The sequence below is a fragment of the Streptomyces candidus genome, assembly GCF_014207445.1.
Taxonomy (GTDB): domain Bacteria; phylum Actinomycetota; class Actinomycetes; order Streptomycetales; family Streptomycetaceae; genus Streptomyces; species Streptomyces candidus.
The window spans coordinates 245,835-264,085 of record NZ_JACHEM010000011.1 but is presented as its reverse complement, the minus strand read 5'-3'; the positions used below and the strand labels follow the sequence as shown (position 1 = coordinate 264,085).

At 72.3% G+C, this 18,251-nt stretch carries 11 protein-coding genes; 6 read left to right on the top strand and 5 right to left on the bottom strand.

Annotation, left to right across the window (positions count from 1 at the left end; translation table 11 throughout):
- Positions 1-169 precede the first annotated feature (169 nt).
- Positions 170-631: a hypothetical protein gene (locus tag HNQ79_RS21860; RefSeq protein ID WP_185033641.1), complete on the bottom strand. Its 462-nt coding sequence runs from the start codon at positions 629-631 to the stop codon at positions 170-172.
- 240 nt (positions 632-871) lie between these two features.
- Here HNQ79_RS21860 and paaK point away from each other — a divergent pair, with 240 nt between their 5' ends.
- The 5 genes from paaK (at position 872) to HNQ79_RS21835 (ending at position 9,550) form a co-directional block, all read left to right on the top strand.
- The gene (paaK, locus tag HNQ79_RS21855) at positions 872-2,158 is read left to right on the top strand and encodes a phenylacetate--CoA ligase PaaK (RefSeq protein WP_185033639.1); all 1,287 of its coding nucleotides are present in this window, start codon (positions 872-874) and stop codon (positions 2,156-2,158) included.
- Between the two features lie 118 nt (positions 2,159-2,276).
- Positions 2,277-4,667, top strand: a complete 2,391-nt coding sequence (locus tag HNQ79_RS21850; RefSeq protein ID WP_185033637.1) for a penicillin acylase family protein — start codon at positions 2,277-2,279, stop codon at positions 4,665-4,667.
- 175 nt (positions 4,668-4,842) lie between these two features.
- Positions 4,843-7,176: a terpene synthase family protein gene (locus HNQ79_RS21845; protein WP_185033635.1), complete on the top strand. Its 2,334-nt coding sequence runs from the start codon at positions 4,843-4,845 to the stop codon at positions 7,174-7,176.
- A gap of 95 nt (positions 7,177-7,271) precedes the next feature.
- Positions 7,272-7,445 carry a CsbD family protein gene (locus HNQ79_RS21840; RefSeq protein WP_185033632.1) on the top strand — a complete coding sequence of 58 codons (174 nt, stop codon included), beginning with the start codon at positions 7,272-7,274 and terminating at the stop codon, positions 7,443-7,445.
- 251 nt (positions 7,446-7,696) lie between these two features.
- Complete coding sequence (locus tag HNQ79_RS21835) at positions 7,697-9,550, top strand: serine hydrolase domain-containing protein (RefSeq protein WP_185033631.1); 1,854 nt, start codon at positions 7,697-7,699, stop codon at positions 9,548-9,550.
- 108 nt (positions 9,551-9,658) lie between these two features.
- Here the strand turns inward: HNQ79_RS21835 and HNQ79_RS21830 are convergent, their stop codons facing one another.
- On the bottom strand, positions 9,659-11,233 hold the full coding sequence (locus HNQ79_RS21830; protein ID WP_229923595.1) for a phytoene desaturase family protein: 1,575 nt from the start codon (positions 11,231-11,233) through the stop codon (positions 9,659-9,661).
- 140 nt (positions 11,234-11,373) lie between these two features.
- Here HNQ79_RS21830 and HNQ79_RS21825 point away from each other — a divergent pair, with 140 nt between their 5' ends.
- Complete coding sequence (locus HNQ79_RS21825; protein ID WP_229923596.1) at positions 11,374-12,495, top strand: CopD family protein; 1,122 nt, start codon at positions 11,374-11,376, stop codon at positions 12,493-12,495.
- A gap of 65 nt (positions 12,496-12,560) precedes the next feature.
- Here HNQ79_RS21825 and HNQ79_RS21820 read toward each other — a convergent pair whose 3' ends face one another.
- From HNQ79_RS21820 to HNQ79_RS21810, 3 genes are all read right to left on the bottom strand, one after another.
- Entirely contained in the window at positions 12,561-14,843 is a 2,283-nt protein-coding gene (locus tag HNQ79_RS21820) for a serine/threonine-protein kinase (RefSeq protein WP_185033629.1), read from the bottom strand.
- On the bottom strand, positions 14,825-15,754 hold the full coding sequence (locus HNQ79_RS21815; protein WP_185033627.1) for an oxygenase MpaB family protein: 930 nt from the start codon (positions 15,752-15,754) through the stop codon (positions 14,825-14,827). Before HNQ79_RS21815 ends, HNQ79_RS21820 begins: the two co-directional genes overlap by 19 nt.
- 154 nt (positions 15,755-15,908) lie before the next feature.
- Positions 15,909-17,735, bottom strand: a complete 1,827-nt coding sequence (locus HNQ79_RS21810) for a rhamnogalacturonan lyase (RefSeq protein ID WP_185033625.1) — start codon at positions 17,733-17,735, stop codon at positions 15,909-15,911.
- Positions 17,736-18,251: the final 516 nt, after the last annotated feature.

Sequence of the window (18,251 nt, the reverse complement as noted above, 5' to 3'; positions counted from 1 at the left end):
GGCGGAGGCGCGAGGCCATGCCGCCCCCGGGCTGCGCCCGGGACGCCGCGAGAACACGCCGCCGGGGCCAGGTCGTCCGGAACCCGGCGGCACCCGTCGTCGCGGGCCGGTCCCGGCCCGCCCAGGACCGGCCCCCGCTGCGCGGGCCCGGCGGCCCCGCCGTGCGGGGCTACAGCTCCTCGCCGCTCTCGTTCGCGGCCCGCACCGCCGCGACGCCCGCCGGAGTCCAGGCGCCGCCCGGGGCGATGTACCCCTTGCTCAGCCATCTGTCGAACTGCTGGAGCGCCGTCACCGGGTCGTCCGCGTACTCGATCTTGTTCGGGTTCCACCAGCCGGTCTTCTTCAGCCGGTCGAGTTCCTTGCCCGCCGCGGCCGGGTCCCCGGTGAGTTCGACGGTGGGCCTTTCGGCGCCCTGTGGGGGCGCCGTGGGCCGGGCGGCGGGGGCGGACGGGGTGGGCGGGGGCGCGGGGGCGGTGGGGGTGGCGGTCACGGTGACGGTCGGCGCTGGGGCGGTGACGGTCGCAGTGACGGCGGGGGCCGGGCTCCCGTTCCCGCCGCAGGCGGCCAGTACCGCCTGGGCGGTCCCCGCGAGCATCACGACCAGGGCTGTCCTGCGGATTCGACGCTGCATCTCTGACGTCCTCGCTTTCGCTCCGGTGCTTCTGCGGTCAACACTGCCGTGATCAACCGGTTCCGCGCATGTCGCGGTGGTTCGCCCCGGTGGGGCGGTGGGCACACCCGCCGGACCACGACGCGTCGGTCGTCGGCCCCTTGTCAGGACCCCCTCCGGGCTGCGTTACTGACCCGACCGGCGGCTACCGAATGGTCGGTCGTCCTCTGTGAGCGTGCGTGACGGACGGGAGAGTGACCCATGACGGCCCTGCTCGACGCGGCGGAGCGGCTCTGCCGCGAGGAACTCCAGGTGCTGCAACTGGAGCGACTGCGCAGCACCCTGCGGCACGCGTACGCGAACGTGCCGTTCTACCGGGCGGCCTTCGACAGGGCGGGCCTGTCCCCCGGCGACTGCCGTTCGCTCGGCGACCTCGCCCGCTTTCCGTTCACCACCAAGGCCGACCTGCGCGAGAACTACCCGTTCGGGATGTTCGCGGTGCCGCGGGAGGACATCCGTCGCCTCCACGCCTCCAGCGGCACCACCGGCCGCCCGACCGTCGTCGGCTACACCGAGAACGACCTGTCGATGTGGGCCGACGTGGTGGCCCGCTCGATCCGGGCGGCCGGTGGCCGTCCGGGCCACACCGTCCATGTGGCGTACGGGTACGGCCTGTTCACCGGCGGGCTCGGCGCGCACTACGGCGCGGAGCGGCTCGGCTGCACGGTCGTCCCGGCGTCCGGCGGGATGACCGTGCGCCAGGTCCAGCTGATCCAGGACTTCCGGCCCGAGATCATCATGGTCACCCCGACGTACATGCTGACCCTGCTGGACGAGTTCGAGCGGCAGGGGCTCGACCCGCGCTCCACCTCGCTCAAGGTGGGGATCTGCGGTGCGGAGCCGTGGACCCAGGAGATGCGACACGAGATCGAGGAGCGGTTCGCGATCGACGCCGTCGACATATACGGCCTGTCGGAGGTGATCGGGCCCGGGGTCGCTCAGGAGTGCGTGGAGACCAAGGACGGGCCGCACATCTGGGAGGACCACTTCTTCCCGGAGGTCGTCGACCCGCTGACCGGCGAGGTGCTGCCGGAGGGCGAGGAGGGCGAGCTGGTCCTCACCTCGCTCACCAAGGAGGCGATGCCGGTGATCCGCTACCGGACGCGGGATCTGACCCGGCTGCTGCCGGGTACGGCGCGCGTCTTCCGCAGGATGGAGCGCGTCACCGGACGCAGCGACGACCTGGTCGTCCTGCGCGGGGTGAACCTCTTCCCCACCCAGATCGAGGAGATCGTGCTGCGCACGCCGGCGCTGGCCCCGCACTTCCAGCTGCTGCTGACCCGCGAGGGGCGGATGGACACGCTGACGGTACGGGCCGAGGCACGTGCCGGGGCGAGTGCGGAGCAGCGGGAGGCCGCCGGCCGGGCCGTCGCGGCGGCGGTCAAGGACGGCATCGGGGTGTCGGTCGGGGTCGAAGTGGTGGATCCGGAGACGCTGGAGCGGTCGGTGGGCAAGTTCAAGCGGATCGTGGACCGACGGGCCGGCTGAGCAGGGTCGCCTTGCGCCCTGGATGTTGACAGGTGCCCGAAGGGAATGACTGAGTGGCGGGTGACATCACCGGCCCCGCTCACAACTGCCTTGTTGTGACGCCCTGTTGGGAGGCACGTTGTCCCTCCGCCCCCGGGCGAGATCTCTCGCCGTCACCGCCGTCGTCCTGCTCACCGCCGCCGGAACGCTCGCACCCGCCGCCTCCGCCGTTCCCGGCGGGCAGGCAGGCCGCCCCTCCGGCGGCGGTCTTTCCGCGCTCGTCCGGTACACCGAGTACGGCATCCCGCACATCCTGGCCAAGGACTACGCCAACCTGGGCTTCGGCACCGGCTGGGCGCAGGCCAACGACCAGGTGTGCACACTGGCCGAGGGCTTCGTGACCGTGCGCGCCGAACGCTCCCGCCACTTCGGCGCCGAGGGTGCACCGGACGGCGCCCTGTCGTCGGCGTCCACCAACCTGGCCAGCGACCTCTACTTCCAGGGCGTGCGGGACAGCGGCACGGTCGCGAAGGTGGTGGCCAGGCCCGCCCCCGCGGGGCCGAGCAGGCAGGCCAGGGAGCTGATGCGCGGCTGGACGGCCGGTTACAACGCCTGGCTGAAGCAGAACAAGGTCACCGACCCGGCCTGCAAGGACGCCCCGTGGGTACAGGCGGTGAGCCTCGAAGACGTCCACACCCGGAACTACGCGCTGTCGGTCCTCGGCGGCCAGGGGCGTGCCGTGGACGGCATCACCGGCGCCCAGCCCCCGGCGAAAACCCCGGCGCGGGCCTCGGGTACCGCCGGGGGCGCGGCCGACCCCGCCGAGGCCGCCCGGCGGCTCTTCGACACCTCGGACGCCACCATGGGCTCCAACGCCGTCGCCTTCAGCGGGAGTACGACGGCGGACCGGCGCGGCCTGCTGCTCGGCAACCCGCACTACCCGTGGGCCGGCGGCCGCCGTTTCTGGCAGTCCCAGCAGACCATTCCCGGCGAGCTCAACGTGTCGGGCGGCTCGCTTCTCGGTTCGGCGACCGTCTCCATCGGGCACAATCCGCACGTCGCCTGGAGTCACACCGTCGCCACCGGCGTCCCCATGAACCTGCACCAGCTGACCCTCGACCCGTCGGACCCGACGGTGTACCTCGTCGACGGCGCCCGGGAACGAATGACGAAGCGGACGGTGACGGTGCCCGTCAAGGGCGGCCGGGCGGTCACCCGTACCCAGTGGTGGAGCCGGTACGGGCCGGTCGTCACGGGACTCGGTGCGCAGCTTCCGCTCCCCTGGACGGCCACGGCCGCGTACGCGCTCAACGACCCCAACGCGACGAACATGCGGGCGGCCGACACCGCCCTCGGTTTCAGCAAGGCACGCAGCGTCGCCGGGATCCAGGACGTGCTGCGCCGCACCCAGGGCCTGCCGTGGGTGAACACGATCGCTTCCGACTCCTCGGGCGGCTCGCTCTTCACCCAGTCGCAGGTGCTCCCGCGGATCACCGACGGCCTGGCACAGCGCTGCTCGACGCCGCTGGGCAGGGTCACCTACCCCGCGTCGGGGATGGCGATCCTGGACGGGTCACGGGGCGACTGCGCGCCGGGCCGTGACAAGGACGCGGTGGAGGCGGGGATCTTCGGCCCGTCGAGGATGCCGACGCTGCGGGACGCCCCGTACGCGGTGAACTCCAACGACAGCGCCTGGCTGGCCAACGCGGACCGGCCGCTCACCGGATACGAGCGGGTCTTCGGCAACATCGGCACACCGCGCTCGCTGCGTACGCGCGGCGGGATCGAGGACGTGGCGGCGATGGCGAAGAGGGGACGGCTGACGGTGGCCGACCTGCAGAAGCAGCAGTTCGCGAACCGTGTCCCTGCCGCCGACCTGGTGCTCCCGGACCTGCTGAAGGTCTGCGCAGGGCCCGAACTCGCCGGGGCCTGCGCCGCGTTGCGCGCATGGGACCGGAAGATGGACACGGGGAGCCGCGGCGCGCTGCTCTTCGACCGGTTCTGGCGGAAGCTGGTCGTGGCCGTTCCGGCGGAACGACGGTGGAAGGCCGCCTTCGACCCGGCCGATCCGGTCCGTACCCCGCGCGCTCTCGACACCGGCGATCCGGGCGTCGCCTCGTCGCTCGCCGCCGCCGTGGCGGAGCTGACCGCGGCGGGCATCGCCCTCGACGCGCCGCTGGGTGACAACCAGTTCGTCGTACGCAACGGCAAGCGCATCCCGCTGCACGGCGGCACCGAGTCCCTCGGCGTCTGGAACAAGATCGAGCCGGTGTGGAACGCGGCGGGCGGCGGCTACAAGGAGGTGACCACGGGCACCAGTTACGTCCAGGCGGTGGGCTGGAACGGCACCCGCTGCCCGGTGGCCAGGACCCTGCTGACGTACGGCCAGTCCTCGAATCCGCACTCCCCGTACTTCAGCGACCAGACCGAGCTGTACTCCGGCGAGAAATGGGTGACCTCCCGGTTCTGCGAGGGGGACATCCTCCGCTCGCCGAAGCTGAAGGTGGTGTGGGCACGGGATCGGCGCTGACCGGACCCCGCGTCCCCTGCACCAGGAACAAGATTGTTAACCGGCCCCGGGCGTCAATTCACCACTTCGGTGGTGATCGCCCGGGGCCGGGGTCGCATCGGGGTACGCCCTGCCTAGCGTGGAGCGGATCAATGCGGTCACACGCTGTCGCACAGGGAAGGCGATCCCCGGAACCATGCCCCAACCTTTCAGGCTGCCCGAGTTCTACATGCCGTACCCGGCCCGGCTCAATCCCCACCTGGAGCACGCGCGGACGCACTCCAAGGCCTGGGCGCGCGAGATGGTCATGATCGAGGGCTCGGACATCTGGGACGAGCACGACTTCGACAGCCATGACTACGCGCTGCTGTGCGCATACACCCATCCCGACTGCACGGCCGAGCAGTTGGCGCTCGTCACCGACTGGTACGTGTGGGTGTTCTTCTTCGACGACCACTTCGTGGAACTGTTCAAGCGCAGCCCCGACATGAAGGGCGCCAAGGAGTACCTGGACCGGTTGCCCGCGTTCATGCCGGTGGAGGCGGGCGCGAGGACGCCCGAGCCGACGAACGCGGTCGAGGCCGGGCTCGCCGACCTGTGGAGCCGCACCTGCCCGTCCATGTCCGAGGCGTGGCGGCGGCGGTTCGCGGTCGCCACCGAGCATCTGCTCGAAGAGTCGATGTGGGAGCTGATGAACATCAGCGAGGGGCGGATCTCCAACCCCATCGAGTACATCGAGATGCGGCGCAAGGTGGGCGGCGCACCCTGGTCGGCGGGTCTGGTGGAGTACGTGGCGAACGCCGAGGTCCCCGACGCCGTCGCCGCGTCACGTCCGCTGCGCGTGCTGCGGGACGCCTTCTCGGACGGCGTGCACCTGCGCAACGACCTCTTCAGTTACGAACGCGAGATCCTCGACGAGGGCGAGCTGTCCAACGGCGTCCTGGTGATGGAGACCTTCCTCGGCTGCTCGACGCAGGAGGCGGCGGACACCGTCAACAACCTGCTGACCTCACGCCTCCAGCAGTTCGAGACGACGGTCTTCACGGAACTGGAGCCGTTGTTCGCCGAGTTCGGGACCGGGGCGCAGGAACGGCTCGACGTACTGGCGTACGTCAAGGGCCTCCAGGACTGGCAGGCGGGCGGCCACGAGTGGCACATGCGGTCGAGCCGGTACATGAACGGGGCGGACGACGGCGCGGCGGGACAGGTCACCGCCGGACAGCTCGCGCACGGCCCCGCGGCCTGCTCGCTGGGCGGCCCGAACGGGCTGGGTACGGCGGCCTCCCAGTTGCTGTCGTCCCTCGCGGCCGGCCTCCCGGCGCGGGCGAAGAACGTGGCGGTGCACCGGTTCGAGAAGGTCGGGCCGCTGGAGATCCCGGACCTGGGGATGCCGTTCACGACGACGCTCAGCCCGCATCTGGACGCCTCCCGGCGGAACGTCGTGGAATGGGGGCGCGCCATGGGGTTCCTGGAGGAGGTGCCCGGCGTTCCCGGCTCGCACGTCTGGGACGAGGGGAAGATCCGGGACTACGACCTGCCCCTGTGCGCGGCGGGCATCCACCCGGAGGCCACCCTTGGGGAACTGGACATCAGCTCGGCCTGGCTGGCCTGGGGTACGTACGGCGACGACCTCTTCCCCGTGCTCTACGGGCGCACCCTGGACCTGGCCGGTGCGAAGGCGGCCAACGACCGGCTCTCGCTGTTCATGCCCGTGGACGGTGAGCCGGTGCCGGAACCGCTGACGCCGCTGGAGCGGGGACTCGCCGACATCTGGGCACGGACCGCGGGGCCGATGGCGGTGCCGGCACGCAAGGCGTTCCGCAGGGCGGTCGAGGACATGACGGCGAGCTGGCTGTGGGAACTGTCGAACCAGGCGCAGGACCGGGTGCCGGATCCGGTGGACTACTTCGAGATGCGGAGGTTCACCTTCGGGTCGGATATGACGATGAGCCTGTCCCGGCTCTCGCACGGCAGCACGCTGCCGGAGGAGATCTACCGGTCGAGGCCGTTCCTGTCCATGGAGCGGTCCGCGATGGACTACGCGAGCCTGCTCAACGACGTCTTCTCGTACCAGAAGGAGATCGAGTACGAGGGGGAGATGCACAACGGGGTGCTGGTGGTCCAGCACTTCCTCCAGTGCACCGTGGAACAGGCGCGGGACGTGGTCGTCGATCTGATGAAGGCGCGGATGGCGGAGTTCCTGCACGTGATCGACGCGGAACTTCCGCAGCTGTGCGAGGAGTTCGGGCTGGACGAGGACGCCAGGGAGGCCCTGACGCAGTACGCGGAGGAGCTGAAGAACTGGATGGCGGGCATCCTCGTCTGGCACGAGGGGTGCGTGCGGTACAAGGAGGCGGACCTGATGAAGCACAACGCGCCGCCGGGGGCGGAAGCGGTGCGGGGGCCGCGGTCGGACGAACCGGGCTGCGGGCCACGGGGGATCGGCGCCTCGGAGTTCGGGACGTCGGCGGCGCGGGTCGCGGAGCTGTGGTCCACGGCGGGTCAGGCCACGACGGGGGTGATCGGCTAGCGGGTTTCTCGGTCGGGGACCGTTTTCCCTGCGGATGCCGGGGCAGGCGATCCTTTGTCAAGGAAACGCCTCGACAGAGCAAGGGAGAGCGAACCATGACCGCCGAGAAGAAGTCGAAGGCCAAGTCCGACCAGGTCAAGGGTGCCGCGAAGGAAACCGCGGGCCGTGCCGTCGGGAACGAGCGGCTGGAGGCCGAAGGCCGGGCGCAGCGCGCCAAGGGCGACGGTCGGCAGTCGGTTGAAAAGGCCAAGGACGCCTTCAAGCGCTGATCCCCGAGCTGCTCCCCCCCTTCACCGAAGAACGCCGCGTCCAGCGCAACGCGGCAGCATGAGAGCCGTGGCCCGACGGGTGGTACCCCTTCACCCCGTCGGGCTGCGGCTTCTTCGTGTGCGGGGGGGTCGTCGTGTGCCCGTGGCCGCGGGTGTCCGTCCGCGCGGCCCGGGTGACGGTCCGGGCACCGGGACGCGCGAGGCGGGCGGGACGGTTGACACCCGGGGCCGGTTTTGGCCTGCTGGTGGGCATGACTGTGGACTCCGCGCACAGCGGCACCGGTGACAGGTCCGTCGGCGGCCAGGACGGCGGCAACGAGGGCGGGGGTCGCCGGGGCGTCACCCGCCGGTACTTCGCGGGCGGCGCCGCAGCGCTGGGAGGAGCACTGATGCTGGGTCAGATTCCCGTCGCCGGAGCGACGGAGACGGACGACGTGCGGGGCGCCCGGCACCGGCCGACGCTGCGGTACGGCTCGGCCGCCCGCGCCGGACTCCTGCCCGCCCACCTGGACCGGCTCGTCGAGGACGCCCGCGGTTTCCTGGGCCCCTCCCCCGAACACCCCTGGTACGCGGGGGCGGTACTGCTCGCCGGGCGCGGCGGCACGGTCGCGCTGCATGAACCGATCGGGTACGCCGTGCGGTACTCCGCATACGACGAGAAGAGCGGCACGGCGGTGGAGTTCCCGCCGGAGCGGCAGATCCCGATGGCCCGGGACACGGTCTTCGACCTGGCGTCGGTCTCGAAGCTGTTCACGTCGATGCTCGCGGTGCAGCAGATCGAGCGGGGCGCACTGGACCTGGAGGCAGAGGTCGCCTCGTACCTCCCGGAGTTCGGCAGGGCGGGAAAGGGCGGCATCACCGTCCGGCAGCTGCTGACGCACACCTCGGGCTTCCGGGCGTGGATTCCGCTGTACTTGCAGCCGACCCGCGAGGGCAAGCTGGAGATGCTGTGGAACGAGACCCCGGCGAACCCGCCCGGCACGACGTACCTGTACTCCGACCTGAATCTGATCTCGCTCCAGCTGGTGCTGGAGGAGATCACCGCGCGCTCTCTGGACACGCTGCTCCGCGAGGAGATCACCGCTCCGCTCGGGATGCGCCGCACGCGTTTCAACCCGCCCGCCGACTGGAAGCCGGGGATCGCAGCCACCGAGGACGCCCGCAAGCCCTGGTCGGGCATCGACCGCGGCCTGGTCTGGGGCGAGGTGCACGACGAGAACGCGTACGGCTTCGGCGGGGTGGCCGGGCACGCGGGCGTCTTCTCCACCGCCTGGGACCTGGCCGTTCTCGCCAGGACGCTGCTCAACGGAGGGGTGTACGGGCGCGCCCGTATCCTGCGGGAGGAGTCGGTGGAGCTGATGTTCACCGACTTCAACACGGATTTTCCCGGTGACGAGCACGGGCTGGGCTTTGAGCTGCACCAGCACTGGTACATGGGCGCGATGGCCACCCCGCGCACCGCGGGCCACACCGGTTTCACCGGCACCAGCTTGGTCATCGACCCGACGACGGACTCGTTCCTGATCGTCCTGGGCAACTCGGTGCACCCGGTACGCAGTTGGCGCTCCGGTTCCGCGCCGCGCGTGGCGACGGCGAACGACATGGCGCGGGCGGTCGCGGTGCGGCCCGCGCAGGGGCGTACCGCGTGGTTCTCGGGCATGGCCTCGGCCGCCACGGCGACGCTCTCCCTGCCGGTGCTGCCGCTCGCTTCCGGCCGGGGGCTGCTGCGCTGCGACCTGTGGTGGGACGTCGAACCGTCCGCCGACACCCTTGCCCTGGAGGCGTCGGCGGACGCCGGGGCGACGTGGCAGCCGGTGCCGTTCACGACCGTACGCCGGGGCGGGCGGCCCGAGCCGCACCCCGGCGGGGCGGTCACCGGGTGGTCAGGCCGCCTGTGGCACCGGGCGGGCGCCGATCTCGGCCCGTACGAGGGGAAGAGGGTCACCCTGCGGTGGCGGTACACGACCGACGCCCGCTACGTGGGGCGCGGGGTGTACGTCGACGGACTGCGGGTGACGGACGGCGACCGGACGCTGTTCGACGAGAAACGGCCGCGGGACGCCGCCCGGATCGAGGCGGCCGGGTGGACGGCGTCGGCGGACTGAACACCCGCGCGGCCCGCACCAGGGAGGGGCCGGTCGCACCGCCGCTCGCGCAGCGGCCGGTGGCACCGTCTGGGGACCGGCCGGTCGCAGCGTTCCGGAACCGATCGGTCAGCGTCCCAGGACCGCCATCGCCGCGTTGTGTCCGGCGATCCCGCTGACGCCGCCGCCGCGGACGGCGCCCGCCCCGCACAGCAGGACGTTGGCGTGCTCCGTCTCCACTCCCCAACGCCCGGTCCCCTCCGTGAGATACGGAAAGGACAGGTCGCCGTGGAAGATGTGCCCGCCGGGAAGCCTCAGTTCCCGTTCCAGGTCGAGCGGGGTTCTGGCCTCGATGCAGGGGGCGCCGTCCGCGTCGACGGCAAGACAGTCGGCAAGCGGCTCGGCGAGGTGGGCGTCGAGCTGTTCCAGGGTGGTGCGCAGCAGCGCGGACCGAGTGGCTTCGTTGTCGGCGGTGAAGAGGCGGGCGGGCGTGTGCAGGCCGAAGAGGGTGAGGGTCTGGTGGCCGCTCGCGACCAGGTCCGGGCCGAGGATGGAGGGGTCGGTCAGCGAGTGGCAGTACAGCTCCGAGGGCGGGGCGCCCGGCAGCCGCCCCGCCGCCGCTTCCCTGTACGCGGCGGCCAGTTCGTCGTATCCCTCGGCCACGTGGAACGTCCCGGCGAACGCGTCGCGCGGGTCCACGGCCGTGTCGCGGAGACGCGGCAGCCGGCGCAACAGCATGTTGACCTTGAACTGGGAGCCCTCGGGGGCGGGCGCGGGCGGCTCCTGGCCGAGCAGGCGGGCGACGTCCCGCGGTGCGGCGTTGACGAGGACGTGCCGGGCGGCGGCGCGCCCCTCGCCGGCTTCCGTACGGTACGAGACCTCGGCGCGTGCCCCGTCCGTCTCGATCCGGGTCGCCTCGCAGCCGGTGACGATGTCCGCGCCCGCCCAGCGGGCGGCGGCCGCGAGGGCGTCGGTGAGGGCGCCCATGCCGCCGACGGGCACGTCCCAGTCGCCTGTGCCGCCGCCGACGACGTGGTAGAGGAAGCACCGGTTCTGGGACAGCGACGCGTCGTGGGCGTCGGCGAAGGTGCCGATCAGAGCGTCGGTGAGGACGACGCCGCGTACGAGGTCGTGGTCGAACGTCTCCTCGATCGCGGTACCGATCGGCTCCTCGAAGAGCATCCGCCAGGCCGCGTCGTCCTGGATGCGGCGACGGAGGTCGTCGCGGGAGGGGAGGGGCTCGGTGAAGGTCGGAAAGACCCGCTCGGCGACCGCGCGCAGCCGCCCGTAGAAGTCCTGCCACGCACGGAACTCCCTGTGTCCCCCGGTGAGTCCGGCGAAGGAGGCACGGGTGCCGGGGCCGCCCACGAGCAGGCCGCCGCCGCTCTTGCGCGGGGTGTACGAGGAGATGGTCCGCTTCCGTACGGCGAAGGAGAGCCCCAGGTCACGCACGATGCTCCGGGGCAGCAGCGACACCAGGTACGAGTAGCGGGAGAGCCGGGCGTCGGTCCCGGCGAAGGGGCGGGTGGACACCGCCGCTCCCCCGGTGGCGTTGAGCCGCTCCAGGAGGAGCACCGAACGGCCGGCGCGGGCGAGGTAGGCGGCGGCCACCAGTCCGTTGTGGCCGCCGCCGACGACGACCGCGTCGTACGCGGAACGCGCGGGGGCCACCGGTGCGTCTTCGGACATGCGAGGTGCGGACATGGCGGGACCCTACGCTGTGGGTCCCGTGTCCGACAGCGGGAATGGGGAGGGGGGTGACGGCCGTGGACAGCCGGGACGAGTACGGACGGGAACAGGGGGGCCGCTTTGTGCCCTCTCGTCCCCATGGGGAAAATCGTCGGGTGACCTATCCGGAGCCTTCCCCGCACCCCGTGCCCGTCGACGGGCGTCCCGACGCACCGTTCGACGGGCACCCCGATCAGCGCCTCGTCCGGAAGCCCGGCGGGCGGGAAAACACCGGGCGGGAGACGGACCGGCGGGGGCCCGGTGGGGACGCCGGCCGGTGGCTGCGGGCGAAGACGTACACGACACCGGCTGCCGCCGCGGCCGTGCTCGTCGTGGTGGCCCTGCTCGGCATGGGCATCGTCTCGCGCGACACGGGCGAGCTGCACATACCCGGGGCCGGGACCACGACGCTGCTGCGTTCCGTGTTCCTGGCCGCGCTCTTCCTCCACCTCGGCGAGATCGTCGGGCACCGGCTGGCACGCACGGTGCCGGGGACTCCGCGGGTCAGGCCGCCCGGGTGGGGGGTCGCGCTGTCACTGGCCGGGGCGGCGGCCGCCTTCGGCCAGATCGTCCAGATGGCCGACCTGAACCGCCTGAGCTTCACCGAGACGTACGCGACGGATCCCGGGGGCATGCTCCTGCTCCAGGCCAACGCGTTCCTCGCGGCCGCCGCGTGCGCGTGGCTGAAGCGGCCGGCCTGGGCGGTGCTGCCGCTCGCCGCGGTGATCCTCGCCGAGGCGGTACGGGCCCATCCGGAACTGGACACCCCGGAGGTGGGGATCGTCCTGACGACGATTCACCTGACGGCCTCGGCCCTGTGGACGGGAGGGCTGGTGTACGCGTTGCGGGCGTTGCACCTGTGGCGCGGCCGGCAGGACGGGGAGCCGGGGGCCGGGCGGGTGCTGCTGGGCCGGTACGCGCGGATGGCGGTGTTCCTGTACGTGGCGCTGGCGGTGACCGGGACGTTCAGCACGCTGCGCAGGCTGCCGCTGGAGGACGTCTTCACGACCGCGTACGGGCGGACCCTGGTCGTGAAGCTGGTGCTGGTGGCGGTGGTGAGCGTGCTGGCGCTGGTGGCGAGGTCCCGGCTGCACCGGAAGCGCGGGGGCCGGCGGGGGCGTCGGGCGCGGATCGCGGAGGACGCCGTGGAACGGCCCGCGCGGGCGGAAATGGTGATGCTGGTGGGGGTGGTGGCGGTCTCGGCGCTGCTGACGGTGGTGCCAACGCCGACCTGGTAGGGGCTGCCCGCAGCGCCGGGTCGCCCGCGGCGCCTGCCCGCCCGCCCTGCCGCGGGGTCACCGCGTCACCTTTCCGCGCCCCGCTCCCCGCGCAGTGCCGCCACCCGGCGGTACATCTCCGCCGCCTCCGCACCCCGCCCGAGCTGTTCCAGGCACTGGGCCTCGTCGTTGCGGCTCGCGAGGGCGTCCGGGTGGTCGGCGCCGAGTACCCGTTCGCGTTCCTGGGCGACCTGCCGGTAGACCGCGAGCGCGTCCGCCCAGCGGCCCAGCCAGCCGAGTCCGACGGCGACCTCGCGGCGCGAGACGAGAGTGTCGGGGTGGCCGGGGCCCAGGACCCGTTCCCGGATGGCGCACACGTCGCGGGCCTCCGCGAGGGCCTCCTCCCAGCGGGCGAGCCGTCCGAGGTTGACGCCGAGGCCGTGCCGGGCGCGCAGCGTTTCCGCGTCGGTCGGCCCGGCGGTCCGCGTACGGTCGTCGATCAGCTCGCGGTACAGCTCCAGCGCGTCGGCGCTGCGCCCGAGCCGGCCCAGGCAGATGCCGACCTCGTAGCGGGCGGAGAGGGTGTCGGGGTGGTCCGCGCCGAGCGCCTGGGCGCGGGCCTGCGCGACCTCCCGGTAGGTCTGGAGGGCCTCGGTCCAGCGTCCCAGCTGACCGAGGGCGTAGGCGACTTCGTACCGGGTGACGAGGGTGTCGGGGTGCGAGGCGCCCAGGACGCGGGCGCGGGCCGCCGCCACGTCCCGGGCCATTCGGTAGGAGTCCTCCAGCCGGCCGAGTCTGCTGAGGTTGAAGGCGAGGTTGTGGCGGCAGCGCAGGGTGTCGACGTGTTCGGCCCCCATGGTGCGTTCGCGGGCGGACAGCACCGAGGAGTACACCTGGTGGGCCTCGAAGTGCCGGCCGAGCTGGCCCAGTACGTAGGCCGTCTCCTGCCGGGCGGCGAGCGTCTCGGGGTGTTCGGCGCCCATGGTGCGCGCCCGCCCCTCCGCGACCCGGGTGAACTCGCGCAGCGCGTCGGCGGCCCGGCCCGTGCGGCTGAGGGTGAACCCGACCTCGTAGTGGCTGGCGAGGGTGTCGGGATGGTCGGGGCCCAGTGCGTGCTCGCGTTCGACGGCGACCGCGCGGTGCACCTCGCCCGCCTCCTCCCACCGGCCGAGGCGGCCCAGGCTGAGGCCCGCGTTGTGCCGGCTGTCGAGGACGTCGAGGACCTCGGGCGGGGGCGTGGGCCGTTGTGCCTGTACGGGAACCACGCCGGACGCGGGGGCGCGCAGCCCGCCACCGCTGGTCCACTCGCCGGTCAGTCCGGCGACGGGATCGCCGTGCGCGGGGGTGAGGGTGCCGGTGCCGCCCGCCTTGTGCCCTGTGGTCATGCCGCGGGTCCAGGACGGCAGCGCGGGCGCCCGGGGCGGCAGTTGCTCGGCCCGTCTGCCGGGGCGGCGTGGGCCGGGGGCCGCGCCGAGGACCGTCGGGGAGTGGCCGGGCAGGGCGAAGGCCCCGGCCGGGGTCAGGCGTCCGTCGGTGAGGCGGCGCCCGAGGTCCTTGGCGTCGGCGGGCCGCCCGTCGGGGGTCTTGGCGAGCAGGTCGAGCACGATCCGGTCGAAGAACTCGGGGAGTTCCGCCCGGTGGGTGCGGGGCGGTTCGGGGACGGTGTCGCGGTGGCCGACGAGTACCGCCCACGCGTCGTCCAGGTCGAACGGCGGGACCCCGGTGGCGATTTCGTAGAGTACGCAGCCCAGCGAGTAGAGGTCGCTGCGGTGGTCGACGCCGACGCCGCTGATCTGTTCGGGCGACATGTAGTGCGGGGTGCCCATGGCGATGCCGGTGCCGGTGAGGCGGGAGGTGTAGCCGATGTCGTGGCCCAGTCGCGCGATGCCGAAGTCGCAGATCTTCACGGTGCCGTCGGCGAGCCGCATGATGTTCGCGGGCTTCAGGTCACGGTGGACGATGCCCTGTTCATGGGTGTACGCGAGGGCCCAGGCGACCTGTTCGGCGATGTCGACGACGTCGTGGACGGGCAATGGGTGCTGTTTGTTGTCCTCCAGGAGCTGGCTGAGGTTGCGTCCCTCCAGCAGTTCCATCACCAGGTACAGCACGCCCTCGTACTCGCCGAAGTCGTGCACCACGGTGACGCCCCGGTGCTGGAGGGCGGCGGCGACCCGCGCCTCGCGCCGGAAGCGTTCGCGCAGCACCCCGGAGATCGCCTGGTCGGGCTGGGCCCCCACCGGCTTGAGGCACTTGACCGCGACGTGCCGCCCCAGCGACTCGTCCTGGGCGCGCCACACCTCGCCCATGCCCCCGCGCCCGATCAGATCGAGCAGCCGGTACCGGCCCTGGATCAGCCTGGTGTCCGCCATCTCGTACTGTCGCCCCCGTCGCTCCACTGCGCCCTCCCCGGCCCGTCCAGTATGGCCGCCATGCGGTCGAGTTTGTACGGGGCGGGGCGGCTGCCGGGCCCGAGGCGGGCAACCGCCTTCAAGATGTGCCCCGGGGGGAGCTGCCAGCGGAGGCGGGCGGGGATGCCGCGCAGAAGTATGCCGGTGGCGGCGAGCCTGCGGTCCGCCGCACGCGGGGCGGGTGCGGCCCTGCCGTACAGGACATGTGCGTACGGGGGCAGGGAGGCGTACGCGAGGTGCGCCACCCGCCGCCAGATCAGTTCGCGCGCCGGGACGAGGACGGGGCGAACCGGTGGCCTGCGCAGGAACGCGTCGACCGTACGGGCGTCATCGCCGGCCTCCAGGCAAGGCCGCGTCCGCAGGAAGTAGTCCGCCAGCTCCCGGGTACTCGCCGGTGTTCCGGCCGGGTCGAGGCCGACGAGCCGGGCGCTTTCGCGGTGTTCACGGACGTACAGGTCGGCCTGCGCGTCGGTCATCCGCAGACCGGAACGGCGGGCCACGGTCAGGTACGAGTCGATCTCGGCGCAGTGCACCCAGAGGAGGAGTTCCGGGTCGTCGACGCCGAGACGGCGGTGGATGTCCCGGACCCGGGCACCGGCCTGCTCGGCGGCCGGAGTGGTGCCGTACGTCGTCGTGCCGACGAAGTCCGCGGTACGCATCAGGCGGCCCCACGCGTCGTCCATGAACGTGCTGTTGATCATGACGCCGCGCACGGCCCGGGGGTGCAGTGCCTGGAGGTAGAGCGCCCGGACGCCGGCGATCCACATCATCGGGTCGCCGTGCACCTGCCAGGTGACGGAGGCGGGGCCGAAGAGGCCGGGGTCGGGGTTCGCGGCGGGCACGGAGGTCACGGACGTACGGGTCACGGACATACCGATCACGCTAACGCCGTTCAGGCAGCATGCCGAGGGGCGGGCGCGGGGTGGGCCTGCTCGGTCAGGGGTGCGGGGCTGCCGCCCCACGCGCCGCCCGGGGTGCCCGGGGCAGCGGGTGGGGCGGGGGTGCGATGTTTGCGAGGTGTGGTGGTCAGGGGGTGTGCACGGTGGGGCGTGGCGCGGCGGGCATGCCGGCGCCCAGGAAGAAGCTGGGGTGCGGGGGCTGGTTGTAGGCGGTGTTCTGCCAGGCCAGGGCGGTGCGGTACTGGGTGTCGTGAAGCAGTGTGGTGATACGGGTGCCCGTCTGATGGGGCGTCGAGTGAATGCGCAGGGCGCGGTTGTCCGCCGTACGCCAGACGACTTCCTCGCGCCAGTCGCCGAGGATGTCGCCGGAGAGGGCCGGGGTGGCCTTGGTGCCGTTGTTGGAGGAGACGCCGGAGGCGGTGAGGAGACGGGTGTCGCCCGAGGTGCCGTATTTGTCGATGCGGGTGCCGTCGAGGAGTTCGCGGACGGGGTCGCCGTCCCACCAGGAGAGGAAGTTGGCGCTGGAGGGTTTCCGGCCCAGGGCGGTGCCGGTGGCCGAGCGCAGGGTCGAGTCTGCGGCGGACCATGCTTCCGCACCGGGGCTGCCCGCGTGGACGTCGGCGGCGACGCCGCGGCCGTTGTCGGCGCCGGAGGCGGTCTGCCACAGGACCCGGCCGGTACGCGCGTCGGCCAGCCACGAACCGGGCCTGCTCTTGTCCTCGGAGACCTTGAAGTACTCCAGGCCCGGCCGGGAGGGGTCGAGGTCGCCGACGTGGCCCGCGTCGCCGTGGCCGAGCCTGTTCGTCCACAGCCCGGCGCCGTTGTCGTCGACGGTCATCGCACCGTAGACGATCTCGTCCCGGCCGTCGCCGTCGACGTCCGCGATCGACAGGCTGTGGTTGCCCTGGCCGTCGTAGCCCCGGCCCGCGTTGGTGGAGGAGTTGGTGTCGAAGGTCCAGCGGCGGGTGAACCGGCCGTCGCGCCAGTCCCATGCGGCGACGACGGTGCGGGTGTAGTAGCCGCGGGCCATGATCAGGGACGGACGGGCGCCGTCCAGATAGGCGGTGCCCGCGAGGAAGCGGTCGACACGGTTGCCGTAGGAGTCGCCCCAGGAGGAGACCGTGCCGCGGGCGGGCACATAGTCCACCGTGCCCATCGCCCGGCCGGTCTGTCCGTGGAACATGGTCAGGAACTCGGGCCCGGACAGGACGTATCCCCCGGCGTTGCGGTGGTCGGCCGAGGAGTTGCCGATCACCGTCCCCGTGCCGTCCCGGGTGCCGTCGGCCGTCTTCATGGCGACCTCGGCGCGCCCGTCGCCGTCGTAGTCGTAGACCTGGAACTGCGTGTAGTGCGCGCCCGAGCGGATGTTGCGGCCCAGGTCGACGCGCCACAGCCGGGTGCCGTCGAGGCGTATGCCGTCGACGATCGTGTTGCCGGTGTGGCCCGACTGCGAGTTGTCCTTGGCGTTGGTCGGCTGCCACTTCAGGACCAGGTCGAGCCTGCCGTCGCCGTCGAGGTCGCCCACGGACGCGTCGTTGGCCTCGTAGGTGTACGCGACCCCGTCCGGGGTGGTGCCCCCGGCCGGCGGGGAGAGCGGCACGTCCAGATGTCCGGAGCGGAACTGCAGCGCCCGCTCGGAGGCGGGCTGCTCGACGCCTCCCACCACCGCGCGGACCGTGTAGTCGGCCGAGTTCACGGCGCCCGCGTCGAAGTAGTTCGTCGATGCGGTGAGCGGCGAGGAGTTGAGCTTGGCGGTACCCCGGTAGACGTTGAACGCCACGTGGTCGGGGTCGGTGGCGAGCCAGCGCCACGACACCAGGTTCCCGCTGCCGGTGTGGGTGCTGGTCAGCCCGCGGTCGAGGCGCTCCACCTGCCGTGCGTCGGCCGCTTGTGCGGTGTGCGGCAGCACGGCGAGCGCGGAGAGGGCCAGCGCCGCGGCGGTGACTCCGTGCATCAGCCTGCTCCTCGGCCGTCTTCGTGCGCGGAAGACGGAGCGGGTCCTGCGGCGGCTCCGATGTGCGTCGGTCACGGTGACCTCCGGTTGTGGGGGTGCGCGAACGCGGCTGCCCGCGGACATCGCGAAGGCGATTGCCCGCGGACATGAGCGGCATGGGAGGTATGGGAACGCTCCCACGGGCTGCGAGCGTAGGAAGCCGCCGACGACCGGTCAAGGAGTCTGTCGCACTTTGATGTTGGGTGGCGTTTGAATCCGTGACTTTTCCGGTCCCCCGATTGACAGCCACCTGCCGGGCGATGACACTGCGTGATGCTGCACACCCCGCGCTTTGGGAGCGTTCCCGTCCGACGGATCGACGTGCCCGCGGTCGCAGGGGTTTCCCGCCGACGGATTCGGGTTCTTCGCCGGATCGCCGGACTCTTCGCCGAGGACGTACCGCGGCAGAACCTGCCGCTCTCCGGACGTCTCACACAGGACTGCCCCCACCACGACGCAAGGGGGCGAAGTGCCGCG

Excerpts from the sequence above, each read along its gene's own strand:
- HNQ79_RS21835 (WP_185033631.1), top strand. The coding sequence starts at position 7,697 with ATGACTGTGGACTCCGCGCACAGCGGCACCGGTGACAGGTCCGTCGGC.
- HNQ79_RS21860 (WP_185033641.1), bottom strand. The coding sequence starts at position 631 with ATGCAGCGTCGAATCCGCAGGACAGCCCTGGTCGTGATGCTCGCGGGG.
- HNQ79_RS21845 (WP_185033635.1), top strand. The coding sequence starts at position 4,843 with ATGCCCCAACCTTTCAGGCTGCCCGAGTTCTACATGCCGTACCCGGCC.
- HNQ79_RS21820 (WP_185033629.1), bottom strand. The coding sequence starts at position 14,843 with ATGGCGGACACCAGGCTGATCCAGGGCCGGTACCGGCTGCTCGATCTG.
- HNQ79_RS21830 (WP_229923595.1), bottom strand. The coding sequence starts at position 11,233 with ATGTCCGCACCTCGCATGTCCGAAGACGCACCGGTGGCCCCCGCGCGT.
- HNQ79_RS21810 (WP_185033625.1), bottom strand. The coding sequence starts at position 17,735 with ATGCACGGAGTCACCGCCGCGGCGCTGGCCCTCTCCGCGCTCGCCGTG.
- HNQ79_RS21840 (WP_185033632.1), top strand. The coding sequence starts at position 7,272 with ATGACCGCCGAGAAGAAGTCGAAGGCCAAGTCCGACCAGGTCAAGGGT.
- HNQ79_RS21815 (WP_185033627.1), bottom strand. The coding sequence starts at position 15,754 with ATGTCCGTGACCCGTACGTCCGTGACCTCCGTGCCCGCCGCGAACCCC.
- paaK (WP_185033639.1), top strand. The coding sequence starts at position 872 with ATGACGGCCCTGCTCGACGCGGCGGAGCGGCTCTGCCGCGAGGAACTC.